General features: G+C 69.6%; 15 protein-coding genes. 8 read left to right on the top strand and 7 right to left on the bottom strand.

Annotation, left to right across the window (positions count from 1 at the left end):
- Window positions 1–222 precede the first annotated feature (222 nt).
- Window positions 223–15,135, top strand: coding sequence for a Calx-beta domain-containing protein (locus H1Q64_RS34050; protein ID WP_330874665.1), 14,913 nt, complete (start codon window positions 223–225; stop codon window positions 15,133–15,135).
- An 83-nt stretch (window positions 15,136–15,218) separates the two neighbouring features.
- Here H1Q64_RS34050 and H1Q64_RS31130 read toward each other — a convergent pair whose 3' ends face one another.
- Genes H1Q64_RS31130 through H1Q64_RS31105 form a run of 6 tightly spaced genes read right to left on the bottom strand, consistent with a single transcriptional unit; the run spans window position 15,219 to window position 20,176 of the window.
- Complete coding sequence (locus tag H1Q64_RS31130; protein ID WP_237908168.1) at window positions 15,219–15,869, bottom strand: flagellar hook assembly protein FlgD; 651 nt, start codon at window positions 15,867–15,869, stop codon at window positions 15,219–15,221.
- A 15-nt stretch (window positions 15,870–15,884) separates the two neighbouring features.
- Window positions 15,885–17,201 (bottom strand): flagellar hook-length control protein FliK, encoded by a 1,317-nt coding sequence (locus H1Q64_RS31125; protein WP_237908167.1) that lies wholly within the window; start codon window positions 17,199–17,201, stop codon window positions 15,885–15,887.
- Between the two features lie 32 nt (window positions 17,202–17,233).
- The gene (locus H1Q64_RS31120; protein ID WP_237908166.1) at window positions 17,234–17,956 is read right to left on the bottom strand and encodes a MotE family protein; all 723 of its coding nucleotides are present in this window, start codon (window positions 17,954–17,956) and stop codon (window positions 17,234–17,236) included.
- A 3-nt stretch (window positions 17,957–17,959) separates the two neighbouring features.
- Window positions 17,960–18,616 carry a DUF6468 domain-containing protein gene (locus H1Q64_RS31115; protein WP_237908165.1) on the bottom strand — a complete coding sequence of 219 codons (657 nt, stop codon included), beginning with the start codon at window positions 18,614–18,616 and terminating at the stop codon, window positions 17,960–17,962.
- Window positions 18,597–19,703 carry a flagellar motor switch protein FliM gene (fliM, locus tag H1Q64_RS31110; RefSeq protein ID WP_237908164.1) on the bottom strand — a complete coding sequence of 369 codons (1,107 nt, stop codon included), beginning with the start codon at window positions 19,701–19,703 and terminating at the stop codon, window positions 18,597–18,599. The genes H1Q64_RS31115 and fliM overlap by 20 nt, the downstream gene beginning before the upstream one ends.
- Before the next feature lie 17 nt (window positions 19,704–19,720).
- On the bottom strand, window positions 19,721–20,176 hold the full coding sequence (locus H1Q64_RS31105) for a flagellar basal body-associated FliL family protein (RefSeq protein ID WP_237908163.1): 456 nt from the start codon (window positions 20,174–20,176) through the stop codon (window positions 19,721–19,723).
- Between the two features lie 238 nt (window positions 20,177–20,414).
- Between H1Q64_RS31105 and fliF the strand changes: the two genes are divergently transcribed.
- The 7 genes from fliF to H1Q64_RS31070 are packed head-to-tail and all read left to right on the top strand — an operon-like array spanning window position 20,415 to window position 26,009.
- Complete coding sequence (gene fliF, locus H1Q64_RS31100) at window positions 20,415–22,115, top strand: flagellar basal-body MS-ring/collar protein FliF (protein WP_237908162.1); 1,701 nt, start codon at window positions 20,415–20,417, stop codon at window positions 22,113–22,115.
- Window positions 22,115–22,846 carry a FliH/SctL family protein gene (locus tag H1Q64_RS31095; RefSeq protein WP_237908161.1) on the top strand — a complete coding sequence of 244 codons (732 nt, stop codon included), beginning with the start codon at window positions 22,115–22,117 and terminating at the stop codon, window positions 22,844–22,846. The genes fliF and H1Q64_RS31095 overlap by 1 nt, the downstream gene beginning before the upstream one ends.
- A complete protein-coding gene (gene fliN, locus H1Q64_RS31090; RefSeq protein WP_237908160.1) occupies window positions 22,834–23,175 on the top strand; it encodes a flagellar motor switch protein FliN in 342 nt (113 codons plus the stop codon). Before H1Q64_RS31095 ends, fliN begins: the two co-directional genes overlap by 13 nt.
- 32 nt (window positions 23,176–23,207) lie before the next feature.
- Window positions 23,208–23,990 carry a flagellar type III secretion system pore protein FliP gene (fliP, locus tag H1Q64_RS31085; RefSeq protein ID WP_237908159.1) on the top strand — a complete coding sequence of 261 codons (783 nt, stop codon included), beginning with the start codon at window positions 23,208–23,210 and terminating at the stop codon, window positions 23,988–23,990.
- Between the two features lie 4 nt (window positions 23,991–23,994).
- Window positions 23,995–24,318, top strand: coding sequence for a hypothetical protein (locus H1Q64_RS31080; protein ID WP_051658806.1), 324 nt, complete (start codon window positions 23,995–23,997; stop codon window positions 24,316–24,318).
- A gap of 9 nt (window positions 24,319–24,327) precedes the next feature.
- Entirely contained in the window at window positions 24,328–25,356 is a 1,029-nt protein-coding gene (locus H1Q64_RS31075; protein ID WP_237908158.1) for a flagellar motor switch protein FliG, read from the top strand.
- A gap of 11 nt (window positions 25,357–25,367) precedes the next feature.
- The gene (locus H1Q64_RS31070; protein WP_237908157.1) at window positions 25,368–26,009 is read left to right on the top strand and encodes a hypothetical protein; all 642 of its coding nucleotides are present in this window, start codon (window positions 25,368–25,370) and stop codon (window positions 26,007–26,009) included.
- Window positions 26,010–26,056: 47 nt separating this feature from the next.
- Here the strand turns inward: H1Q64_RS31070 and H1Q64_RS31065 are convergent, their stop codons facing one another.
- The gene (locus H1Q64_RS31065; protein WP_237908156.1) at window positions 26,057–26,953 is read right to left on the bottom strand and encodes a sigma-70 family RNA polymerase sigma factor; all 897 of its coding nucleotides are present in this window, start codon (window positions 26,951–26,953) and stop codon (window positions 26,057–26,059) included.
- Between the last annotated feature and the right edge of the window lie 15 nt (window positions 26,954–26,968).

Genomic DNA, 26,968 nt, shown 5'->3' with positions numbered 1-26,968 from the left:
GATGTTTTCATGGGATTAAACACAGTTTTTGATTTTGGCGAATGCATCTCATGTTTCTTAATCGCGTAATTCGCAGCATAGATTACATCTGAAAAATACATAGAATTAAACATTTTTAATTTTAAGATGATTTAATCATCATCGAAAAAACTAGAAGTTGATATGACATTCGCACAAAGGTAGGAGGAAAGTAGAAGAAATTTCTTTCCAACGGGGTATTCGATGTCCGAGCTGACTGGCACTTCGGGAAGCGACACGCTGACGGGCGGTAACGGCGACGACACGCTGGACGGTTACGGCGGCTACGACGTCCTGACCGGCGGTGCGGGCAACGATACCTTCCGCTTCTCCAGCCTGAGTGACATCGGCTATGACCGGATCACCGATCTCGCGCCGGGTGACCGCATTGACCTGTCGGCGTTCAACCTGACCTTCATCGGCGACGGGGCCTTCACCGGGTCCCCGCAGAACAGAGGGCCGGCGCAGGTCCGCACGCGCACCGACTTCACCGGCCCGATCTTGGAGATCGACAGCGACGGCGACGGTTTCCCCGATCGGTTCATCACCGTCAGCGGCTCTGTCGTCCTTCGGCAGGTCGACGGCGTGCCCGGCGTGCTGGAGGCCACGCCCGGCCAGTCGCTCACCGGCACGAGCGCGGCGGATATATTGGAAGGCGACGGCGGCCCGGACACCATCAGCGGCGGCGACGGCAACGACACGCTGCGCGGTTTCGCCGGCAACGACAGCCTGAGCGGTGGTGACGGCGACGACACGCTGGACGGCGGCACCGGAAATGACACGTTGACCGGCGGCCTGGGAAACGACACCTTCCTGATCTCCAAGCCCGCCACCATGGGCTACAACGAGGTGCGGATCACCGACCTCGCGCCGGGGGAACGCATCGATCTGTCGGCCTGGAACGCCACCTTCATCGGCGAAGGGGCCTTTACCGGGACGAACGCCGCCCATGGACCGGCTCAGGTGCGCGTGCGCACCGACATGGCCAACACCACGCTGGAGATCGACAGCAACGGTGACGGCTACAACGATTGCTCCATCTACATCGCCGGTTCTCCCGAATTGCAGGCGGTGGCCGGTTCCCCCGGCGTGTTCGAGCGGGTCCGGGACCAGTCGATCACCGGCACCGCGGCGGGCGAGACGCTGGAGGGCGGCGCAGGACGTGACACCATCAGCGGCGGCGGCGGCAACGACCTGCTGCGCGGTCTGGGCGGCCATGACAGCCTCTCCGGCGGCGCCGGCGACGACACGCTTGAGGGCGGCACGGGCAACGATACGCTGACCGGCGGGGCCGGCAACGACATCTTCGTGATTTCCAAGCCGGCCACCGTGAGCTACGGCGAAGCTCGCATCACCGACTTCGCCCAGGGCGACCTTATCGACCTGTCGGCCTGGAACGCCACCTTCATCGGCGAAGAGGCGTTCACCGGGAAAGATTCGGCCCGTGGTTCGGCGCAGGTGCGTGTGCGCACCGACATGTCCGACACCACGCTGGAAATCGACAGCAACGGCGACGGCTGGAACGATTATTCCATCCGGATCGCCGGATCGCCCGGATTGCAGCCGGTGGACGGCTCGTCCGGCCTGCTCGAGCGCGCGCCGGACCAAGCGGTCACCGGCACGGCGGACGGCGAAACGCTGGAGGGGGGCCCCGGGCGCGACACCATCGACGGCGGTGCCGGCAACGATCTGCTGCGCGGCCTGGGCGGCAACGACAGTCTGATTGGCGGTTCGGGGGACGACACGCTGGCCGGCGGCTCCGGCAACGACACGCTGGCCGGCGGGGCGGGCAACGATACCTTCCTGATCTCCAAGCCAAGCACGACGGGTTACAGCGAAAAGCGCATTATCGATTTCGCGCAGGGCGACCGCATCGACCTGTCGGCCTGGAACGCCGCTTTCATCGGTGAGGGGCCCTTCACCGGTTCCTACAAGTGGGATGGGACGACCGCTTCCTACGGGCCGCCGCAGATGCGCGTTCGCGTGGATTCCACTTCCACCGTGCTGGAGATCGACAGCAACGGCGACGGCATGGCCGATCGCTACCTTTACCTAACCGGCGCGCATATGCTGCAGGAGGAGACGGCGGGTTCGGGCGTGTTGGTGCGCATCCCCGACCAGACGCTGACCGGCACGGCGGAAGCCGAGACGCTGGAGGGCGGCGGCGGTCGTGACATCATCAGCGGCGGCGGCGGCAACGACCTGCTGCGCGGTCTGGGAGGCAACGACAGCCTGTCCGGCGGTTCGGGCAACGACACGCTGGACGGCGGGGCCGGCGGCGATACGTTGACCGGCGGCCTCGGCAGCGACACCTTCCTCTTCGCCAACGCGGCCGAGATCAACGGAGACACGATCACCGACTTCGCCCAGGGCGACCGTATCGACCTGTCGGTCTTGAACGCTGCCTTCATTGGCGAGAAGTCTTTCAATGGAGTCTCCATCGTCGGTGGGGGGGCGGCGGAGATCCGTCTCAACCAGAACTATTACGGTTCCACCGCGCTGGAGATTGACAGCAACGGCGACGGCATGGCCGATCGCTACATCTATCTGACCGGCGCGCCTTCCCTGCAGGAAGAGACGGCGGGTTCGGGCGTGCTGGTGCGCATCCCCGACCAGACGCTGACCGGCACGGCGGAGGCCGAGACGCTGGAGGGCGGTGTCGGGCGAGATACCATCGACGGCGGTGCCGGCAACGACCTGCTGCGCGGTCTGGGAGGCAACGACAGCCTGATCGGCGGTTCGGGCGACGACACGCTGGATGGCGGGGCCGGCGGCGACACGCTGACCGGCGGCCTCGGCAGCGACACTTTCCTCTTCGCCAGCGCGGCCGAGATCAACGGAGACACGATCACCGATTTCGGCCAAGGGGACCGCATCGACCTGTCGGCCTTGAACGCCGCCTTCATCGGCGAGGGACCCTTCACCGGCTCCTACAAGTGGGATGGGACAACCGCTTCCTACGGGCCGCCGCAGATGCGTGTTCGCGCGGATTCCGCTTCCACCGTGCTGGAGATCGACAGCAACGGCGACGGTATGGCCGATCGCTACCTTTACCTAACCGGCGGGCAAGCGCTGCAGGAGGAGACAGCGGGTTCGGGTGTGCTGGTGCGCATCCCCGACCAGATGCTCGCCGGCACGGCGGAAGCCGAGACGCTGGAGGGTGGTGCAGGTCGCGACACCATCAGCGGCGGCGGCGGCAACGACCTGCTGCGCGGTCTGGGAGGCAACGACAACCTGTCCGGTGGCGAGGGCGACGACACGCTGGATGGCGGGGCCGGCGGCGACACGCTGACCGGCGGGGTCGGCAACGACACCTTCCGATTCGCCAGCCTGAGCGACGTCAACGGCGACGTTATCGAAGACTTCGCCCTGGGCGACCGTCTCGACCTGTCTGCCCTGGGCGCCACCTTCATCGGTGATGGGGCTTTCACCGGCTCCTTTATGAACACCGGGCCGACGCAGATCCGCGTCCGCATGTACGGTGGGCAGACGTCTTTGGAAATCGACAGCGACGGCAACGGCTACGCCGACCGCTACATCTATCTGAACGGCGCGCCTGCGCTGCAGCAGGTGGCCGGTTCGCCCGGCGTCTTCGAGCGCATTCCCGACCAGACGCTGACCGGAACGGCGGAGGCCGAGACGCTGGAGGGCGCCGCCGGGCGCGATACCATCAACGGCGGCGGCGGCAACGACCTGCTGCAGGGACTGTCCGGCAACGACAGTCTGACGGGTGGCGAGGGCGACGACACGCTCGAAGGCGGCGCCGGAGCCGACACGCTGACCGGCGGGCTCGGCAACGACGTCTACCGGTTCGCTCTCACCGACATCGACGGTGACGTCATCACCGACTTCGGCCTCGGCGACCGGTTGGAGATCACCGGGTTGAACGCCACCTTCATCGGCGAATCCCCCTTCACCGGCAGCTATTCCAGCAACGGTCCGGCGCAGATCCGCGTCCGTGCCGACGCCACCGCCACGGTCCTGGAGATCGACAGCAACGGCGACGGCTATTCCGACCGCACCATCACTCTGAGCGGTGGGCCGGCGCTGCAGCCGGTGGCCGGTTCGCCCGGCGTTTTCGAGCGCATTCCCGACCAGACGCTGACCGGCACGGAGGAGGCCGACACGCTGACCGGAGGCATCGGGCGCGACACCATCAACGGCGGCAACGGCAACGACCTGTTGCGGGGCCTGGGCGGCAACGACAGCCTGTCCGGCGGCTTCGGCGACGACACGCTGGACGGCGGGCCCGGCGGCGACAGCCTGACGGGCGGGGCGGGCAACGATATCTTCCGCTTCTCCAACCCGACCGACGCCGGCGGGGACATCATCACCGACTTCGCGAACGGCGACCGCATCGACCTGATGGGGTTGGATGCTGTCTTCATCGGCGAAGGCAACTTCACCGGCACCAGCATGGGCAACGGACCTGCGCAGGTGCGGGTCCGCCAGGACTACGGCACCACCGTCCTGGAGATCGACAGCAACGGCGACGGCTATTCCGACCGCAGCATTTCCCTGACCGGTCAGCACGCGCTGCGGGAGGTGGCCGGTTCGCCCGGCGTGCTGGAGCGTGTTCCCGACCAGACCCTGACCGGCACGGCGGATGCCGATATCCTGACCGGCGGCGCCGGCATGGACACCATCAGCGGTGGCGCCGGCAACGATCTGCTGCAGGGTCTGTCCGGCAACGACAGCCTGTCCGGCGGCGACGGCGACGACACGCTGGAGGGTGGCGAGGGCAACGACACGCTGGTCGGCGGCGCCGGTGCGGACACCTTCCGCTTCGCCGCGGGGCCGGTGAGCAACGGCTTCACCACTTACAGCTATGACGTCATCACCGACTTCACGGTGGGCGACCGCATCGATCTGACCGGTCTGAACGCCACCTACATCGGCGGCGGCTCCTTCACCGGCAGCTACAGCAACAAGGGGCCGGCGCAGGTGCGCCTGCGCCAGGACAACAGCAACTCCACGCTGGAGATCGACGCCAACGGCGACGGCAGCGCCGACCGCTACATTCAGTTGCCCAACGGGGCGGCGCTCGAGGAACTGGCGAACGCGCCCGGCATCCTGGTTCGCGTGCCCGACCGGACGCAGACCGGCACGGCCGGCGACGACGTCCTGGACGGTGCGGCGGGCCGCGACACGCTGTCCGGTGGCACCGGCAACGACACGCTGCGTGGCTTCGCCGGCAACGACAGCCTGACCGGCGGCGCCGGCGACGACCTTCTGGAAGACGGCATCGGCTTCGACACGCTGTCCGGCGGCACCGGCAACGACACCTTCCGCATCGCCGCGGCACCGGCCGGAACCGCTTCCAGCTATTCCGTCTATTCCAGCACCTACGTCAGCGATTTCGCGCAGGGCGACCGCATCGACCTGTCGGCACTGAACGCTGTCTTCGTGGGTGAGAACGGCTTCCCGGGGAACGGCACCGCGGCGGTCCGCCTCCGCACGGATCTCAGCAACGGCACGCTGCTGGAGATCGACAGCAACGGCGATGGTGTCACCGACCGCCAGATCCAACTGGCCGGCGCCCATGCCCTGGAGGAACTGGCGGGCTCGCCCGGCATCCTGGTACGCGTGCCCGACCAGACGAAGACCGGCACGGTGGGCGACGACGAGCTGAATGGCGGCGCCGGGCTCGACACCATCAACGGCGGGGCGGGCAACGACCTGCTGCGCGGCATGGGCGGCGCCGACAGCCTGAACGGCGGCGACGGCGACGACACGCTGGACGGTGGTACCGGGCGTGACATGCTGACCGGCGGGGCAGGCAACGACGACTTCCGGTTCGATGGGATCGGCGACGTCGGCAGCGACGTCATCACCGACTTCGGTCCGGGCGACCGCATCGACCTTTCCGAGATGGACGTCCAGTTCATCGGCGAACGGGTCTTCACCGGCAGCTATCCCAACTATGGCCCGGCGCAGGTGCGCTACCGCACGGACGTCGGCAGCACGGCGCTGGAGTTCGACACCAACGGCGACGGCGTCGCCGACCACTGGATCATTCTGACCGGTGCCCACGCGCTGGAGGAGCTTGCGAACACGCCGGGCGTGCTGGTGCGGGTTGCCGACCGCTCCCTCGTCGGGACCGAAGGGGTGGACACGCTGACCGGCGGTCCGGGCTTCGACAGCCTGTGGGGCGGCGGCGGCAACGACCTGCTGAACGGCCTGGGCAGTGGCGATGTGCTGGACGGCGGGGCCGGCGACGACACGCTGGTCGGCGGCGACGGTGCCGATCTGCTGATCGGCGGCGAGGGCAACGACACCTTCCGCTTCACCGAGGCCAGTCAGCTTGCCGGCGACCGCATCGCCGACTTCTCCCCCGGCGACCGCATCGACCTGTCCGCCCTGAACGTCACCTACATCGGCGAACAGCCCTTCACCGGCACCTTCCAGCAGAAGGGAGCGCCGCAGGTCCGCCTGACCATGTCGGGCGACGACACGCAGCTCGACTTCGACCTGACCGGTGACGGTACCGTCGACGGCCGGATCATCCTGTCGGGCTCGCACGCCCTGATCGTCGATCCGGGCACGCCGGGCGTGCTGGTCCGGGCGCCGGAGACGGTCCGGACCGGGACCGGCGGCAACGACACGCTGGAAGGCGGAGCGGGCAGCGACACGCTGTCCGGCGGGGCCGGCGACGACACGCTGTCCGGCCTGGGCGGTGCCGACAGCCTGGACGGGGGCACCGGAAACGACCTGCTCCTCGGCGGGGCGGGGGCGGACCTGCTGCGCGGCGGAGCGGGCGACGACACGCTGGACGGCGGGGCCGGGTCCGACCAGCTCTTCGGCGGCGAGGGCAACGACACCTTCCGCTTCACCAGCGCCAACGACATTTACGGCGACCGCATCGCCGATTTCGCGGATGGCGACCGCATCGATCTGTCGGCGCTGAATCCGGTTTACATCGGCTCGGCGGATTTCACCCTCTATCCCAACGGCGGCGGTCCGGTCCAGGTGCGCTCGGTCATTTCCGGCGGCGTGACCCGGATCGAGGTGTCCAGCAGTGGCTTCGGTTGGCTCAACACCTTCTTCACGATCGCCGGCGAGCATGATCTCAAGGTCGATCCGCAGGCGCCGGGCGTGCTTGTCCGTATTCCGACCCAGGCGGTGACCGGCACCGACGGCAACGACAGCCTGACGGGCGGTCCCAGCCGCGACACGCTGTCGGGTGGTGCTGGCAACGACACGCTGGAGGGCCTGGGCAGCAACGACCTGCTTCAGGGCGGCACCGGCGACGACGCGCTGATCGGCGGCGATGGGGCCGACACGCTGGAAGGCGGCACCGGCGACGACGTGCTGACCGGTGGCGATGGGGCCGACATACTGGAAGGCGGCACCGGCAACGACCGCTTCGTCTTCGGTTCGGCGTCGGAGATGAATTACGACCGCATCCTCGATTTCGGCCCCGGCGACCGCCTCGACCTGTCGGCGCTGAACGCGCATTTCCTCGGGGAGGGGGCGTTCACCGGCAGCGTGTCCAATCCGGGCCGCGCCGAACTGCGCGTCTACTACAGCGCGGACACCACGACCGTTGTTCTCGACTCCAACGGCGACGGCGTGGCCGACGTCGGCATGTGGCTCAACGGTGTGGTCCCTCTGGTCGAGATGGCGGGGGCGCCGGGCGTCCTCATCACAGAATACGGCAAGTCCCTGACGGGGACGCCCGGCAACGACAGCCTGACCGGCGCCTCCGGTCCGGACACGCTGATCGGCGATGACGGCAACGACACGCTGAGCGGCGATTACGGCAACGACCTGATCATTGGCGGGGCCGGCAACGACACGCTGATCGGCGGCGACGGCATCGACACGCTGGAGGGCGGCGACGGCAACGACACGCTGAACGGTGGCCCGGGCGGCGACCTGATGACCGGCGGAGCCGGGCGGGACAGCTTCCGCTTCAACCGGGCCGGCCACATCGACGGCGACCGCATCACCGATTTCGGACCCAACGACCGCATCGACCTGCGCGACGTGAACGTCACCTTCATCGGCACCGCCGCCTTCACCGGCAGCGTCGCTCAGCCCGGCCCGGCCCAGGTCAACGCCGTGATCGTCGGCAGCGGCCCGCTGGCCGAGACCCGGCTCGTCTTCGACATGAACGGCGATGGCATCGGCGAGCGGATGATCATACTGTCCGGCACGCACACGCTGATCGCGACGCCCAATGACCCCGCCATCCTGGTCCGCGTGGACGATCTCGTCCTCACCGGGACCGACGCGGGCGAGACGATGGAGGGCGGCGCCGAGCGCGACAGCCTGTCCGGCGGCGGCGGCAACGACAGCCTGACTGGCGGTGTCGGCAACGACACGCTGTCCGGCGATGCCGGCGACGATACGCTGGTCGGCGGGGCGGGCACCGACCGCCTGACCGGCGGGGCTGGCAACGACACCTTCGTCTTCGCCGCGGACGACATCGCGGGCGACCGCATCACCGACTTCGCGGACGGGGACCGCATCGACCTGTCGGCGTTGAACGCCGCCTTCATCGGCACCTCCGCCTTCAGCGGCACGGGGAGCGCGCAGATCCGTGTGTCGGCGGTGGGTGAGCCGGGCTTCCGCAACACGCTGCTCGAGATCGACCTGAACGGCGACGGTGTGACTGACCGCAGCATCGAGATCACCGGGGAGCACATCCTCCAAGTCGATCCGCAGGCGCCGGGCGTCCTGTTCCGTGCCACCGGCCAGCGCATCGGGGGCACCGACGGTCCTGACAGCCTGACCGGCGGGGCCGGCGACGACACGCTGACCGGTGGGGCCGGCAACGACAGCCTGACCGGCGGGGCTGACCGCGACCTTCTGTTCAGTGGCGACGGCGACGACACGCTGCTCGGCGGCGACGGGGCCGACACGCTGCTCGGTGGCGACGGCAATGACACCTTCCGTGTGCTGACTGTGGGGGATGCCGCGGGCGACCGCATCACCGACTTCGCGGACGGCGACCGCCTCGACCTGTCGGCGCTCAACGCCACCTTCATCGGCGGTGGCGCCTTCACCGGTTCCTCCATCAATCTCGGCCCGGCCCAGGTCCGCTTCGCGGTGACCGGCCCGGAGGGGCAGCAGCGCACCCGCGTGGAGATCGACGGCAACGGCGACGGCATTGCGGACTCCGTGATTGCGCTGGACGGCGGCCATGCCCTGCGGGAAGACGGTGCGGGCATCCTGGTCCGCGTCTCCAACAAGATCCTGGCGGGCACCGGCGCGGCGGAGACGCTGACCGGCGGTGAGGGCGCCGACAGCCTGTCCGGCCTGGGCGGCAACGACCGGCTGGAGGGACTCGGCGGCGACGACCGGCTGGACGGCGGCGACGGCAACGACACGCTGGACGGCGGCGAGGGCGGCGACGCCCTGTCCGGCGGGGCCGGCAACGACAGCCTGACCGGCGGGACCGGCAACGACACGCTGGCGGGCGGCGACGGCGACGACATTCTGGTGGGGTCGGAAGGCCGCGACGAGCTGTCCGGCGGGGCCGGCAACGACACCTTCGTCTTTGCCCGCGCCACCGACATCGATGGCGACCTGATCACCGACTTCGCCACCGGCGACCGCATCGACATTTCTGGCCTGTCGGCCAGCTTCCTCGGCACCACGCCGCTCTCCCAGCGCTTCGGTTCCGGCGTGGCGGTGAACTACGTCAACTCCGGCACGGGCGCCTTCGCGACCACCGATCTCCAGTTCGACATCGACGGCGACGGGGTGGCGGACCGCGTCATCCATCTGGCCGGCACTCACGCGCTGGCCGCCGATCCGTCGAACAGCGGCGTTCTGGTCCGCGTGACCGCCATCTCCGCCACCGGCGGTGACGGCGCGGACACGCTGACCGGCGGCGCGGCGTCCGACACGTTGACCGGCGGAGCCGGCGACGATCGCCTCGACGGCCTCGGCGGCGCCGACTTCCTCTATGGCGGTGCTGGTGACGACACGCTGGCCGGCGGGGCCGGCGAGGACGTGCTGAGCGGCGGCGAGGGCAACGACACCTTCCGCTACGCCAGCGTGGCGGAGGCGAACGGCGACCGCATCACCGACTTCGCGGCGGGCGACCGCATCGACCTGTCCGGTATTCCCTTCACCTTCGTCGGCAGCGGACCCTTCACCGGCACCGTGGCCCAGCCGGGCGGCGCCCAGGTCGGTTTCCGCTTCGTCACCTCCGGCGGCGCCACCACCCAGCTGCTGTTCGACGCGAACGGCGACGGCGTGGCCGACGCTACCCTGACGCTGGCCGGTTTCCACGAACTGCAGGAGGCCGAGGGCAGCGCCGGCGTTCTCGTTCGGGCCACCGGCCTCGACCTGGCCGGCACCGCCGACGCCGACACGCTGACCGGCGGCGACACGCCGGACCGGCTGATGGGCCAGGCCGGCGACGACCGGCTGTCCGGCAACGGCGGCAACGACAGTCTGTCCGGCGGTCTGGGCAACGACAGCCTGGATGGCGGTCTGGGCAACGACCTGCTGTCCGGCGACGCCGGCGACGACACGCTGAACGGCGGGGCCGGCGACGACACGCTGAACGGCGGTGACGGCAACGACCTGTTCCAGGCCAGCGGCGGCACCGACGATATCAACGGCGGCGCCGGACTCGACGCGGTGGTCTTCACCGACGCGAAGGCGAACTACGACATCGTCAACAACGGCGGGACGATCACCGTCACCCACGCCCGCGGCACCAGGACGGACGGCGTCGCCCGCATCACCGCGATGGAGGAGCTGCGCTTCACCGACCAGACGGTCGACCTGACGCCGGCCTCCGCCATCGGGGCGCGGCTGATCAGCGGCCTGGGCGGCACCGCCGGCTTCGGCGAGAACGAGCTGGACCGCAGCAACGACGGGTCGAGCGCTTTCATCGACATCCGGTCGGTCTTCGCCGACGGCATCAACGTCTTCGGCAAGGTCTACACCGGCTTCTACATCAACACGAACGGCAGCATCTCCTTCGACGCGCCGCTGGCCGCCGGTCCGTTGGCCGGCGCGTTGTCGGCAACGTCTCCGGCGATGATCGCGCCCTTCCTGTCCGACGTGGACACGCGGGGCGGCACTGGCGCGGCGACTCCTGGGGGCACCTCGCAGGGCACCAACCGCGTCTATTACGACCTCGACCCGGTCACCGGGACCATCGTCATCACCTGGGACGACGTGGCGGCCAACGGCGGCACTGACGAGGGGCGCAACGCCTTCCAACTCGTGCTGACCAACGCCGCCGGCGCCACTGGGCGCCAGACCGGGGACTTTGACGCGGAGTTCCGCTACGAGTCCGTCAACTGGGCGCAGACCGGCGGGAACGCGGTCGCGCGGGCCGGCTACACGGCCGGCAACGGCGACACGGCGGGCCTGTTCATCCTGCCGCAGTCTGGCAGCGAGGCGGGGATGCTCGCCCTCGACACCACGGCGGGCAACACGGGCGTGAACGGCCTGTGGCGCTTCGAGATGACCGGCGGCACGGCGTCGAACGTCCTGCCGGCGGTCGTCGCCATCGAGCCGGGCCAGCTGTCCAAGGCGGAAGGCAACAGCGGGACCACCCGCTTCACCTTCACGGTCACCCGCTCCGGCGACACGACCGGCGCGGTGTCGGTCGGCTACACGGTGGCCGGCACGGGCAGCAACCCGGTCGGCGCCGGGGATCTGGCGGGCGGCTTCCTGCCCTATGACGGCACGGTCACCTTCGCGGCGGGCGAGACCAGCAAGACCATCTCGGTGGACGTGCTGGGCGACACCGTGGCGGAGGCGAACGAGACCTTCGCGGTGACGCTGGCCACTCCGGCGGACGGCTCCAACATCAAGCTGGGCAACCGTCAGTCCACCGGCACCATCCTGAACGACGACAACCAGGCGCCGCCGCTGCCGCCGGGCTTCCGTCCGGGCGCCAACTGGGGCGACCCGCATCTGGTGACCTTCGACGGCTTCTATTACAGCTTCCAGGCGGTCGGCGAGTTCACCTACGTCAACGCCAAGTCGGGCGACGAGCGGATCGTGCAGCTCCGCACCGCGGCGCTGGGCGACGCGGTGTCGATCAACACGGCGGTGGCGACGAAGATCGGGTCGGTCCGGGTGTCCATCAACGCGAAGGACTCGGCCCATCCGCTGCGCATCGACGGGCAGGCGACCGACATTCCGGACGCCACCGGGTCGCTCGCCGTCGGTGACGGGCACATCTTCCGCTCCGGCAACGTCTACACCATCGTCTATTCGAACCAGGAGCAGCTCATCGTCACGGTCGAGGCCGACCGCGTCGACCTCCAGCTCTACCTGTCGCCGAGCCGTGCGGCGGGGTCGATCGAGGGCCTGATGGGCAACCTCGACGGCGACGCTTCCAACGATCTGGCGCTGGCCGACGGCACGGTGCTGTCGCAGCCCATCGATTACTCGGTGCTGTACGGCAGCTACGCCGACGGCTGGCGGGTGACGCAGCAGACCTCGCTCTTCGACTACGGCCAGGGCGAGACGACGGCGACCTACACCGACCGCAGCTTCCCGCGGCAGGTGCTGTCGGTGGACGCCCTGCCCGAGGCGCTGCGCCAGCGGGCGGAGGCTCTGCTGGACGCCGCCGGCATCACCGATCCGGCGCTGCGGCAGGCGGCCCTGCTCGACGTGGCGCTGACCGGCGACGCCAGCTTCCTGAAGGGGGCCACGCAGACCAACGCTCCGACGCAGCAGTCCGCCACGTCGAACGCGCCGGCCGCCGCCCCGGTCATCACCATCGCGGCCCGCACCGCCACGGTGACGGAGCGCAACAGCGGCAGCACGAACGTCGTCTTCGACGTGTACCGGACGGGCGACTCCAGCGCCGATCTGGTGCTCGACTTCGCCGTGACGGGCTTCGGCGCGTCGGTGGCGGACGCCGCGGACTTCGGCGGTCGGCTCCCCGGCGGGACGGTGACCCTGGCCGCCGGCCAGACCTCCGCGACGATCACCGTCGCGGTGGCTGGCGACGCGGTGGCGGAGGCCGACGAGACCTTCGCCGTCACCCTGTCTCAACAGTCCGGTGCCCCCACCCAGGCGGTGATCGCCGCGCCGCGGGCGACGGTGACGATCGAGAACGACGACGGCGCGCTGACTCCCCGTCTGGACATCGCGGCGGCGTCGGCCATCGTGCAGGAAGGGGCGAACGCCAAGGCGACCTTCACAATCACCCGCAGCGACAACGCCCTCGACCCGGTCAGCGTCACCTACACGGTGGCCGGCAGCGGGCCGAGCCCGGCGTCCGCGGCGGATTTCCTGGGCAACGCCTTCCCGACGGGTGTTATCAGCCTCGCGGCCGGTGAGACGACGAAGACGGTGGAAATCGCCATCGCGACGGACACTCTGAGCGAAGCGGACGAAACCTTCACGGTCACGCTGTCCAACCCGAACGGCGCCACCATCGGGACGGCGGTGGCGACCGGCGTCATCAAGAACGGCGCCCCGCCGCCGGACCTGTCCATCGCGGCGGAAACCGGCAGCGCCGCGGAAGGCAACGACGGCACGGCGGCGCTGACCTTCCTGGTCACCCGCACGGGCGACACCTCCGGCTCCACCACCGTGTCCTACGCGGTGGCGGGCAGCGGTGCCTCCGCCGCCAACGCCGCCGACTTCGCCGGGAACGCCCTGCCGCAGGGAACGGTCACCTTCGCGGCAGGTCAGCAGACGGCCCGGATCACCATCAACGTCCAGGGCGACCAGACCGTGGAGTCCGACGAGACCTTCACGGTCACGCTGTCCAACGCCAGCGGCGGCACGATCGGGACGGCCACGGCGACCGGCACCATCCGCAACGACGATGTGGGGGTCATCAGCCTCAACAGCGGTACCAAGCCCGTGGGCGATGAGACGGTGAACGGCGTCGTCGTTCAGACCCGAAGCGCCAGTGCCCCTGCGGGCATCGACGTTCCCTTCGTCCAGACGGGCCTTGCCCAGCCTGTGCCGGCCGGCAGCCGGGATGGCGTGACCGTTTCGCTGATGCAGAGCTGGCTGAGCGGCATGCTCCTCCAGGCGAACGTGTCGGCGGGCGGGAGCCTCACCGCCTACGGTCCGCAATCCACGGTACAGAGCGGCCAGATGACCGGTGTCTTCGCCGGCATGCTCGCCGCCCTGCTGCCGGACAGCCTGACCACGGCGATCCGGAACGAAGTGGCGGCCTTCGCCGGCGGCGGCGGTGCGATGACGCTGCGCACTTTGACCCCGACGGGTTCGGGACCGGTCACCATCACCGGCAGTGCGGACTTTGAGGCTCCGCGCGAGGCGCTCATTATCAACATGGGCAGCAACGCCGGCGGTTCGGTCGTCCTCAATCGGGTGGACTTCGCGGTGCTGGTCGGCCAGGGCACCTTCACCGGCGGGGAGGGCAGCAGCCTGACCATCGGCGACGACAGCGCCCAGGTCATCAACCTCGGTCCGGGCGACGACACCACCCGCGGCGGCGGCGGCAACGACGTGGTGGCCAGCACCACCGGGCGCGACCTGCTGGCCGGCGACGCGGGCAACGACACCCTGCACGGCGGCGACGACGACGACACCGTGATGGGCGGCGACGACGACGACGTGATCGGCGGCGGCAACGGCAACGACCTGCTCAGCGGCGACGCCGGCAACGACTGGCTGATGGGCGAGGACGGCAACGACACGGCCATCGGTGGCGAGGGCAACGATGTGCTGTTCGGCATGAACGGCAACGACCTGCTGACCGGCGACGCGGGCAACGACACCATCGTGGGCGGGGACGGCAAGGACTCCATCCTCGGCGGTGCCGGGGCCGACCTGATCGGCGGCGGTGCCGGCGACGACCTGATCGACGGCGGCGACGGCAACGACGCCCTGGTCGGCGAGGACGGCAACGACACGCTGTTCGGCGGTGCCGGTGACGACGTGCTCTGGGGCTTCGGCGGTGACGACTGGCTGATCGGCGGTGCGGGGAAGGACATCTTCGCCTTCACGCTCGGCGGCGGGAACGACTATGTGTTCGAGTTCAACCCGGACGAGGACATCCTCGGCTTCGCGATCGCCGGCATCAGCATCGCGGACATCAAGGCGAGCGCCCAGACCGTCGGCAAGAACACCGTCTTCACCCTGTCCGACAAGAGCACCATCACCGTGGTCGGCCTGACCGGCGTCACCGACTCCTGGTTCTCGTAAAAAGGCCGCTGGCCGGCGGGGAAACAGTTCTCCTCCGCCGGCCAGCACGCCGTTTCCACCATCGAATCAATCCGGTGAAACCATCAGGACGCGGACAGGATGTCCGTGCCCTTCACCGTGGCGCCGCCCTTCAGGACGAACTGCGTCTCGCCGTCGACGCTGCGCACCTCCTTCACCGTGTCGGTCGTCACGGTGGCGGTGGTCAGCGACGTGCCGGCCTTGTCCTTCGCCGTCACGCGCACGAGGTAGGTGCCGTCCGCGGCGGTGGCGCCGTCGCTGCGCTTGCCGTCCCAGGTGAAGGTCTGCCGGCCCGCCTTCGGGCTGCCGGGCGCGCTGTAGATCACCTGCCCAGCGTCGTTCACCACCTCGATCTTTACCGACGCGGCGGCCCCATCGATGGCATAGGCCATCTCCGCCTTGCCCTCCGACAGGCTGATGCGGTCCGACGCGGCTTCCACCTTCCGGCCCAGATAGGCCATGTCCAGCCGCATGCCGCTGTTCTTCAGCGTGTCCAGCACCTGCCCCAGAGTCTGGTTCGTCTGCACGCCCTGCTCGACGGTGGAGAGCTGGGCGAGCTGCGTCATGAACTGTGTGGCGTCCATGGGTGACAGCGGGTCCTGGTTGCGCAGCTGCGCGGTCAGCAGCTTCAGGAACGCCTCGTAATCCACCGTCTGCTTCTTGGCGGCGGCGGCGGGGGGGGTGGTGGCCGTGTTGGTGGCCGCGGTCGTGGTCATGGCGGGTCCTTGCGGCTAGACGGAGATGTCGACGAGGCCGTCGATGGGGCGGGCGGCGCGTTCGGGCGGCAGGGCGCCGGAGGAATCGGCGAGGCGGATCGCCCGTCCGGGGCTGTCCTGGCGCCCCCCCGTTCCGTCGCCCTGGCCGGAGAAGGCGAAGCCGCGCGGCTCGCCGTCGCCGCGCAGCGAGAAGTTCAGGGTGCCGCCATCCAGCTCGAACCCGGCGTCGGACAGGGCGCGTTCCAAGTGATGGATGTCCCGGCGCAGCAGGGCCAGCGTCTCCGGGCTTTCGGCCTGGACATGCAGAGCGACGCGGGCGCCGCTCAACTCGGCGACGACGCGGACGGGGCCAAGCTCCTCCGGCTTCAGGTCGATGTGGAACTCGCCGCCGCCCGCCTCGACGACGCGCACCAGCTGGCCGGCCACCTGGGCGGCGGGCAGCCGCGCCGCGGCGCTCTCGCCGGGATGCGCCGCGTAGTGGGCCGCCGCGTGGGCCGCCGGCGGAGCGAGGGAAGAGGGCAGCGGTGCCGTGCCGACTGGGTCCGCCGGGGAGGACAGCCCCGACAAGGCTTCCGGTCCGGTCGGGTTGCCGCGGCCTTGTCCCTGTCCTTGCCCCGGATTCTGGCCGGTGCCGCCGTTGGACGCGGCGTTGCCGCCCGCCTGGGCCATCGCCTGCTGAAGCTGGGGGGATGGGGTTTGCGTTGCGTCGCCCTTGGCGGGCGTCGCGGGGTCCTTGGCTTGGAACAGCGGGGCTGAGTCCGGTTTGGCCCCGGAAGCCGGCAGGGCAACGGACGAGGTGGCGGGTGCCGCGGAGTCGGTCGTGGCCTGTGGCGGTGTCCCGTCCGCCCCAGCGTCCGGTCTGGTATTCGGGATCGCCGGGATGGTGGGCACCATGGGCTGCGACGCGGCCGGTTGCGGCGGACCGGGTTGGGCCGGAGCCGGCGGCTGGGGCGTCGCGGCGGTCTCCGCCGGGGGAGCCGTGACGGGTGGCAGCACCGACAGGGCGCCGGTCGAAGGCACGGAGTCCGGTAAAGCTGCGGCGTCCGCGATGCCCGGCGCCGAGGCGGGCGGCGGGGCGGCAAGCAGCGGCAGGAGCGCGGCCAGGGCGGCGTCGGCGCCGGCCGGCGCGCCACCGGTTCGGGCGGGGGAGTCCGCTTGGTCACCGTCCGCATCGGCGTCGCCTTGCCCCGCGGCGTCGTCCAGCAGGTCGGCGAAGGGCGTGCCGGACGCCTCGCGCTCGCCCGGCGCGCCGGGAGACGGCGCTGCCGTCGTCTCCGCGGAACGGGCGGGGCGGGGCGGTGGAGCGGCGATGACGTCGGGAAGGCTGGGCATGATGTCTCTTGGTGAGAGAACCGCAACCGGGTTCAGTTCGTCGGCGTCTGCATCAGGCGGACGGGCAGCGGGGCGGGCGGCGGCGGGCGGTCGCCGGGCAGGGCGCGCCGTTGCAGGACGAGGCGAGTGACCTCGCGCGCCTTGCCATCCTCCAACTCCGCGATGATCGGGGCGGAGCGGCGCTCGGCCATGCGGTCCAGCACGTCGATGATGATGTCGGTTTCCAGGTCGTTGAAGATGCGTGCGGCGTCGCGGGGCTTCATCGTCTCGTAGATCGTCACCATGCGCTTCAGATCCTCCGCCTGGAGGTTTGAGCGCTGCTGCATCAGCGCCTCCACATCGCGCTTGATGGCGCTCAGCTTCTGGATCTGGGCGGTGGCGCGGGTCTCGGCGGCGGCCAGCACCGCTTCCGCCTCGCCGAGATGGCGGGTGCGGCTGGTCACGTCGGCCTTCTGCTCCGCGATGGCGGCGCGCAGGGCCGGGTCGGTGCAGCTCGCCGCGGGCAGGACGGCGTCCGCGGGCGAAGCCGCCGCGGTCATCGGCAGCGCGGCCAGGGCGGGGGCCGGCGCTGGCGGGGCGTCCAGGGAGGAGGGCTCCGCGCCGCCCTTCAGATCCTTGGCCCAGGGGCGCTCATGCTTGCCGAACTCGCGGTCGAACTGCTGGGCAACCACCGGCAGCCCTTCCATCAGCGAGCCGAGCTTGAGCGGCAGCATCATCAGGATCGCCACCAGCGTGATGGGAAGTACGCGCAGCATGGCTCAGCGCTCCGGTCCGATGGCCCGCAGCCGGGCGTAGAAGGCGTTGGCGGCCTGCTGCCGCGCGCCGCCGGTTTCCATGGCGGATTCGGCGGTCTCAATGGCGGCCTCCGGGACGGGCGGCGGTTCCTCTGCCGGGCGGGCGGCGGCTCCGGCCAGCGCGGCGACGCGCATCGGGCGGAAGCCATCCTCATCCTCCGGCGAGTCGCTGTCCGGCGCAGGAGCGGCGTTCGCGGGGGCGGGCACCGGTTCCGTGACGGTGGCGGGGACGGCCGCGGGCGGCGGGACCGGGCGGGGTCGCGGGCGCGGCGCCGGGCCGTCCTCCAGCCGGCGGACCAGGGCGCGGGCCTCCTGCACGGACGCCTCGATGCGCTTGGACGCCCGCTCGCAGGAGCCGAGGACCAGCGCCGCCTCCTCGGTCACGCCCTTGGCGCGGTCGAGGCCGTCGGACAGCTTGGCCGAGGCCTCCGTCGCGGCGGCGACCAGCCGCTGCACCGAGGCCTCCGTCTCGTCGATGGTCTTGGAGAAGGTGCCGATCAGCGCGCCGATCTCGGCTTGGCTGGAGCGCATCACCTTCAGCCGCTTGTTGACGATCACCAGGAACACCGTGGCGGTGACGAGCATGATCGCCAGGACGGCGTCAATGAGGAATGAGACCATCGATCAGCTCCTGCTTGGTCTCCAGGTCGGTGTCGATCTTGACGGAGATGTTGCCGTTGCGCTGGCCCATGTGGCCGGCGAAGAGGGGAGTGGTCTTGCTTTGCAGAACCACCGGCGCGTCGGGGTCGATGCGCAGCTTCAGCGAGGTGCCCTTTTCCCAGTTCAGCACCTCGCCCAGCGACACCTGCGTCTGCTGCAGCACCGCGACGAGGTCCAGCTTGGCGCGCATCAGCTCGGCCTTCAGGTGGCTTTCCCACACCGTGTCGTGGCCGAACTTCTCGCCCATGAAGGTTTGCACCAGCTTGCCGCGCACCGGCTCCAGCGTGGCGTATGGGATCACCACCTCGGCGTGGCCAACGCGGCGCTCCACCTCCACCGCGATGCGCACGCGGATCACCGCGTTGGTGGCGCGGGTGATGGTGGCGAATTGCGGGTTCGTCTCCAGCCGGTCGAAGGTGAAGTCGATGGGCGTGATCGGGTCGAAGGACTGGCTGAGATCCTGGAGGATGACCCGGATCAGCCGCTCGGTGATCTTGCGCTCGATGGAGGTGTAGGTGCGCCCGTCGATGCGCCGGGCGCGGCTGCGCCGTCCGCCCAGCAGCACGTCCATCATGCAGTAGATCAGCGCGCTGTCGACCGACACGACGATGTGGTTGTCCCACTGCTCCGCCCGCGCGACGCCGACCAGGGCCGGAAGCTCGATGGTGTCGAGGAACTCGTTGTAGCGCAGCCAGTCGATGCGCAGCAGGCTGGCCTCCACGCTGGTCGAGGAGAACTGGCGCAGCGACGTGTTCAGCAGCCGGACCATGCGGTCGAAGACCACGTCCAGCATCGGCAGCCGGTCCTTGTTGACCGTCGTCGTGCTGATCAGCCGCTCGATGGCGCGGGTCTGACCGGCGGATTCCGTCTGCGGTCCGACGGCAAAGTTCAGCAGGCGGTCGATCTCCTCCTGGCTCAGCTCCTTGGTGTCGGCCATCAGGGCGGCGGCCTCGGACTCACCGGAGGCGGCGTCCAGGCCCCAGTCGAGATCGTCCCCGGTGGCGCCGTTTTGGCCGCTGCCGTCGTCCGTGTCGATGGGAGTGCTCATCCGTTCCTCTGGGTCGGCTATTGGGTGAGAAGGCTGCGCAGCAGGACGTCGGACACCGTGTCCGGGCCGAGGATCAGGTTGAAGCGGCGGCGCAACTCCTCGCGCAGCCGCAGCAGACCGGCGGAGCCGCGCAGGTCGTGCTGGTCGATGTTGCGCAGGAACTCCTGCTGGGCGTTGACGAGATGGGGCATCGCCTGCTCCACCCGGCCGCGGTCTTTGGGCGCCAGCGCCAGCGCCAGCGTCACCCCGATCTTCATGAAGCGCGACGGCGTATCGGGGCGCAGGTTCACCAGCAGCTCCGGCATGTCGAGCGTCGCCTGGGCCGGTTCGGCGATGGGCGTGCCCTCGAACAGCCGCGCCACCCCGTCCGGCCCGACGGCCATCCAGTAGCCGCCGAACCCGGCTGCGGCGACGCCGCACAGGGCGGCTGCCCCCAGCGCCAGCCGGGCCAGCGGCAGCACGATGACGTACATCCGCTGCCGGCCCGGCGTTCCCGTCCTTGCCTTTCCAGCATCTGTATTCATCGCGGCCGGCGCCTCCAAAATACCGAAAATTTGAGAGACTGTTTTAAACGATCAAGTTTTATCGACTTCCTTCCGGTCTATCTTCGCGGCTTTTACTCCGCTTAAAAGTCATCCCGGTAGGTTGTGAAGGCTCACGGGGTGAACATTACGGTCCCCGCTTTTCGGAAACTTTAAAGGTGCGGGTGTCGTGACGGGACTGATCGACAATCTGCGGACGCTTGGGCGCACGCGCCTTCTGGTGCTGGCCGGCACGGGTGTCGGCATCGTCCTGGCGGTCGCCACTATGGCGGTTCTGCTGTCGCGGCCGCACATGACGCCGCTCTACACCGGGCTGGAACCGGCGGAGGCCGGGCGCATCGTCAAGGCGGTGGAGGCTATGGGCGTGCCGGTGTCCGCTGCCTTCGACGGCACCGCCGTCCAGGTGCCGGAGGCCGAGGTGCCGCGGCTGCGCATGCTGCTGGCCGAGAAGGGCCTGCCGTCGCGCGGCGGCATCGGCTACGAGCTGTTCGACACCGACAAGCCGCTGGGCATCACCAGCTTCATGCAGCGGATGAACCGGCTGCGCGCCATGGAAGGCGAACTGGCCCGCACCATCGAGACGCTGTCCGGCATCGAGGCGGCGCGCGTCCACATCGTGCTGCCCGACCGCGAGGAGTTCTCGCGCGCCGCCCCCACCCCGACCGCCTCCATCGTGGTGCGCATGCGGGGCCGGGCGCCGCTGGAACGGCGGCAGGCGCTGTCGATCCGCCACCTCGTCTCCGCCGCCGTGCCCAACCTGAAGCCGAGCGCCGTCACCGTGCTCGACGCCTCCGGCGAGGTGCTGCTGACCGAGGAGGACGGCGACGCCCGGTCCTCGGCGAAGGTGGACGGGCTGCGCGCCGGCCATGAGACGCGCATCTCCCGCGCCATCGAGCAGATGCTGGTGGCGCGGCTGGGGCAGGGGAATGTTCGCGTTCAGGTTGCTGTCGACGTCGAAACCAAGCGGGAGGTCGTGCGCAGCCAGAGCTTCGACCCGAACAGCCAGGTCGTCCGCTCCACCCAGACGGTGCAGGAGCAGGACCGCAGCCTGGACAGCACGGGCGAGCCGCCGGTCACCGCCGAGCAGAACCTGCCGCAGCGCGAGGTCCGCGCCCAGGCCCAGAACAACCGCTCCTCCTCCGACTCCAAGCGCCAGGAGGAGACGGTCAATTACGAGATTTCCAACGTCGCCCGCGAAACCGTGATCGAGCCGGGGGACATCCGCCGGGTCAGCGTCGCCGTGCTGGTCAACGGCACCTGGGCGACCGCGCAGGACGGCACGCGCAGCTACGAGGCGCGCTCGCCCGAGGAGTTGCAGCGCATCACCGAGCTGGTGCGCTCCGCCATGGGCTTCAGCGAGGCGCGCGGCGACCGGGTCACCGTCGACAACCTGGAATTCGTCAACCTCGCCCCCGAGCTGGGCGCCCGCGAACCGATGGCGGAGATCGTCGACACGCTCAGCCGCAACGTGATGACGCTGATCCAGTGGGTGATCCTGCTGGTGCTCTGCGGGCTGCTGATCGTGCTCGGGCTGCGCCCGCTGATCCGCCGCGTCTTCCCGGCGCCGGAGCCGGTGGCGGCGGAAACCGCCGCCCCGGCGCTGGCCGCCGGAGCGGCGATGCCGCAGCTCACCGGTCCGGCCATGGGCAGCGATCCCGCCATGCAGGCGGCCCAGCTCACCGACGCGGGCGATCCGGCAACCGCGGCCCTGCCGGGCATCGAGGAGACGATGGACCAGCTCATCGAGCTGCGCACGGTGGAGGGTCGGGTGCGCGCCTCCTCCATCCGCCGGCTGGGCGACATCGTGGACCAGTACCCGGATGAGGCCATCGATATCCTGCGCTCCTGGCTCTACGAGGAGGCGGTCTGATGGGCTACCCGCGCTACCGCTTCGACCTGCGCTTCGACAGCACGGCCCAGGCCGCGGCGCAGGCGGCGGCGGAGTTCGGCGTTGCTCCCGAACCGGACCCCGTCGACCCGCTCGACGAGATCGTCCATTCCGAACGCCACCTCCAGGCCGCCGTCTACGGCGCCGAAGTCCGCGCCTTTGCCGAGGGGGTGGAGCAGGGCCGGCGCGAAGGGGCGGCGGAGGCCGCGGCGCGCACCGACGCCGCGCTGGCGCAGGCGCTCTCCCATCTCGACGAGCAATTGGCTGCCCTGGACGACCGTTTCACCGACGCCCTGCGCGGGGTCGAGGCGCAGGGGTCGGCGGTGATGCTGGCGCTCGTCCGTCGTCTCGCCCCGGCGCTGCTGGAGCGCATCGGCGCGGCGGAGACCGAACGGCTCGCCACGGATGCCCTGCGGCTGGCCGGCGGGTCGCCGCGGCTGCGGCTGCGCGTCCATCCCGATCTGGCGGAGTCCGTCCGCGCCCGGCTGGCCGACCCGGAGTCCCTTGGCTTCAAGGGCGCGCTGGAGGTGGTCGCCGACCCGTCCCTGCCGCCCGGCGGGCTCGACGCCGCCTGGGAGGCCGGGGGCCTGCGCTACGACCCCGCCGCGGTGGAGCGCGCCGTCGACGGCCTGTGCGACCGCGCGCTGGCTGCCCTGTCCACCGAACATGACCTCTTCACCGACACGGAAAGCACCGCATCATGGCCCCACTGAACCTCGACGTCCTGGAAGACGACGCCAAGCCCGCCGAGAAGGACCCCGCCGGCATCCCCGCCGCGGCGGTCGCCGGAGGCTCGATGAACGCCATCTACAACGTCCCGGTGGACGTGCAGGTGGTGCTCGGCCGCACCAGCATGCTGGTGGCGCAGCTCCTGAAGCTCGGCCGCGGCGCCGTGGTGGAGCTGGAGCGCAAGGTGGACGAGCCGGTGGAGGTCCTGGTGAACCACCGTCTGGTCGCCCGCGGCGAGGTGGTGATCGTCGAGGACCAGCGGCTGGGCGTCACGTTGACCGAGATCGTGCGCACCGATCTGGCGATCGATTGACACTTCCAGCACCGCATCCACGGGTTCCCGCCATGATCCGACGCCTGTCCTTGTACGGCCTTCCCGCCGCGCTCGCCGTTCTGCTTCCCGCGGCGGCCTGGGCGCAGAGCGGCGGGCTGGACCTGTCCTCCATCGGCAGCGCCCTCGGCGGCGCCACGGGGGAGAGCGGGTCGCTGTCCGGGCGCGTCATCCAGGGCATCGTCCTGCTGACGGTGCTCAGCGTGGCGCCGGGGCTGCTGGTCATGGCGACCTCCTTCACCCGGATCATCGTCGTGCTGTCGCTGCTGCGCTCGGCGCTCGGGCTTCAGCAGTCGCCGCCGAACATGGTGCTGATCAGCCTCGCCATGTTCCTGACCTTCCACATCATGGGGCCGGTCTTCGACACGGCGTGGCAGGACGGGCTGCGCCCGATGCTGAACGAGCAGGTGACCCAGGAGCAGGGGCTGGAGCGGATGGTCGAGCCCTTCCGCAACTTCATGGCCTCCCAGGTGCGGGACAAGGACCTGTCGGCCTTCGCCGGCTTCACCGGCAAGCCGGAGGCGGAGCAGCCGAAGACAGCGGCCACCGCTGACCTGCGCGTGCTGGTCCCGGCCTTCCTGCTGTCGGAGCTGCGCCGCGCCTTCGAGATCGGCTTCCTGATCTTCTTGCCCTTCCTGGTGATCGACATGGTGGTGGCGGCGGTGTTGATGGCAATGGGCATGATGATGCTGCCGCCGGTGATGATCGCGCTGCCCTTCAAGATCATTTTCTTCGTGTTGACCGACGGCTGGTTCCTGATCGCCAACAGCCTGATCCGCTCCTATGGGGGAACCTGACGCGATGACCGAGCCCCGGTTGCTGCCCGCCGTTCCCTCCGCCGGTCTGTCGGCGCCGCCCGCCGCACCCCCCGCCGGGGCGTCGGGGATGGCCGACAGCGTGACCGCCTTCGCCAGACGGCGGGGCGTCACGGTGGACGACGAGACGGCCGTCGTCACCCTCCTGAACGCGCTCGATCCGAACCCGCTGGTGCCGCACCGCATGGTGCTGGTCGCCGGCAGCGTCCTGGCGAACGTCTTCCGTCACGACCGCCTGCAGGGCGACCGCCCCCTGGAGCGGGATGACGATTCCGACCACTCCACCCTGACCGCCGACCGCTTCTTCTGAGGTGCCAGCATGGGCATGCCGATCAAGATCCGAGACAATTTCAAGAGCCTGAGCGGGTCGGAGAGGACCGCGGTGATCTTCCTGGCGCTGGGCGAGGAGCGCGGCTCCCGGCTGATGGAGAAGCTGGACGACGACGAGATCCGCATGGTCAGCCGCGCCATGGCCAGCCTGGGAAACGTCACCTCCAACCTCGTCGAGGCGCTACTGCGCAGCTTCACGGAGCGCTTCGCCAACACCGGCTCCGTCGTCGGCTCCTACGACAGCACGGAGCGCATGCTCTCCCGCTTCCTGCCCGACGACCGCGTGTCGGAGATCATGGGCGAGATCCGCGGCCCGGCGGGCCGCACCATGTGGGAGAAGATGTCCAACGTGAACGAGGCCGTGCTTGCCACCTATCTGGCGGGCGAGTACCCGCAGACGGCGGCGGTCATCCTGTCCCGCATGCGCAGCGACCACGCCGCCAAGGTGCTGCCGCTGCTGGCCCCGGCGCTGCGGCTGGAGGTGATCGAGCGGATGATCCAGATCGAATCCGTGCAGCGCAAGGTGCTGCTGGACATCGAGTCCATCCTGCACAACGAGTTCATGGCGAACTACGCCCGCACCCACGGCGCCGACACGCACGAGCGGATGGCCGACATTTTCAACCGCATCGACCGCGACACCATGGCGGACATCTTCACCGACCTGGACGCCGTGATGCCGGATTCGACCCACCGCATCCGCCAGCTCATGTTCACCTTCGAGGATCTGCTGCGGCTCGACCGCGTGTCGCTCCAGGCGGTAATACGGCGTTGCGACACCGGACAGCTCGCCATCGCGCTCAAGGGGGCGGAGGCGCTGCAGCGTGACCACTTCCTGTCCGTCCTGTCCGAGCGCGCCCGCATGATCCTCCAGGACGAGATCGAGAACATGGGGCCGGTGCGCATGCGCGACGTGAACGAGGCTCAGGCGGAGATCGTGCAGGTCGCCAAGGCCATGGCCGACGACGGGGCGATCGTCCTTCCGCAATCGGACGAAGCGGACGCCGTCGTTTACTGAGTCGTCTACCGATGGGTATGCTCATGCCGGACGCGGTCGCCGAGGTTGGCCATCTGCTGGCGGTGGTGGAGGCGCTGGACCCGCGGGCGGCGCAGGAGCTGCGCGGCGGGCTGCCGCGCTGCGATTCCACCTTCGGTCTGGGGCTGGCCTTCTTCCTGGCGGCGACCGCCAACGGCGCACGGGCGTGGCTGGGGCCGAAGCGCTGCCGGTTGCTGGAGCAGCTCGACGGCGGTGCGCTGCTGGACGATCTCGACTTGGCGCTGGCGCCGCGCCACCGCCGCACCGCCGACGGGCGGGAGTGGCGGGTGATGAGCATCCCGGTGATGGACGGCACGGTGGCGGGCGGGTGCAGCGGCCTGCTCTGCGCCATTTCCGACGGGGTTGACCTTCAGACGGGGAGCGCGCTGGTCCTGCAGATGCGTTTGCCGGCGCTGGGGGCGGTTCAACTCGTCGCGGCGGGGGAGGGGCGGCGGTTCGACGTGACGCTGCAGACCGGCGGCGGCCTGTCCTCCGCCGCGCTGGCCGACATGCAGGACGGCTTCGCCGGGGCGATGGGCGACGCGGGCCTGGGCGGCGACCTGACGGTGGGGCCGCTGGCCGGGGCGTGGCTGGATCTGGAGGAGGAGGCGCTCAGCGCGGACTGGTCGGGGTGAGCGTCCGTCGAAACCCGAAGGGGCCAGGCTGAAACCGTTGATCGGCCTCAGCTCTGCTCGATCTCGATCCGTACTCCGCGACAGTGCCCGTCCAGGTGCCGCACCTTGTCCGGGTTTCTGGTGATGTAGATTGCGACGATTTTTCCCTGCTCGATGTGCAAGGCGGTGGTCTGCACGATCCGGCCGCCCTCGACGGAGATGAAGCCGGGAAGCCCGTCGATCATGGCATAGCGTATGAGAAAGGACGGCGACTGGTTGAACTCCTGCGCAAGCTGGACATGCCGCGCCATCACCTCATCGATTCCGATCAATGGACGTTGCGAGGCCGGCACCCTGCCACCGCCGTCCGCGCTGGCAATGACATCATCGGCGAGAAGCAAACGCAGGCGGTCCATGTCACCGTCGCGCGACGCGGCGAAGAACGCCGCAGCGATCTCCAGCCCATGCTTTTCCGTCACGAGGAAGCGTGGGCGAGCCGCCTGGATATGCTCACGCGCCCGGCTGGCCAGTTTGCGGCATGTCGCGGCTTCACGGCCTATGGCGCTGGCGACCTCATCGAACCCCATGCCGAAAACATCGTGCAGCAGAAAGGCCGCTCGCTCCAACGGCGACAGACGCTCCAGCGCGATCATCAACGGAAGCGTGATGTCGTCGATGGAATCCAATTCTCCCGCGTCAACGAGGGGCTCCGGCAGCCACAGCCCGATGTAGGTTTCGCGTCTGCGCCGCGCGGATTTCAGTTCGTTCAGACAGAGGCGCGTGACGATGGTGTGCAGCAAGGCCGCCGGCTGCCGGACCGTCTCGCGGTCGGTCGCCAGCCAGCGGAGATAGGCATCCTGGACGACGTCCTCGGCATCCGCCACCGATCCGAGCATCCGGTATGCGAGGCGGATGAGGCGGGGGCGAATTTCAGAGAATGATGGGTCGGTGGGGATGTCGTCCATGGTCCTGCCGCCTTG

The sequence above is a fragment of the Azospirillum brasilense genome, assembly GCF_022023855.1.
In the GTDB taxonomy this organism is placed as follows: domain Bacteria; phylum Pseudomonadota; class Alphaproteobacteria; order Azospirillales; family Azospirillaceae; genus Azospirillum; species Azospirillum brasilense_F.
This window is presented reverse-complemented; position numbering and strand designations above follow the sequence as displayed.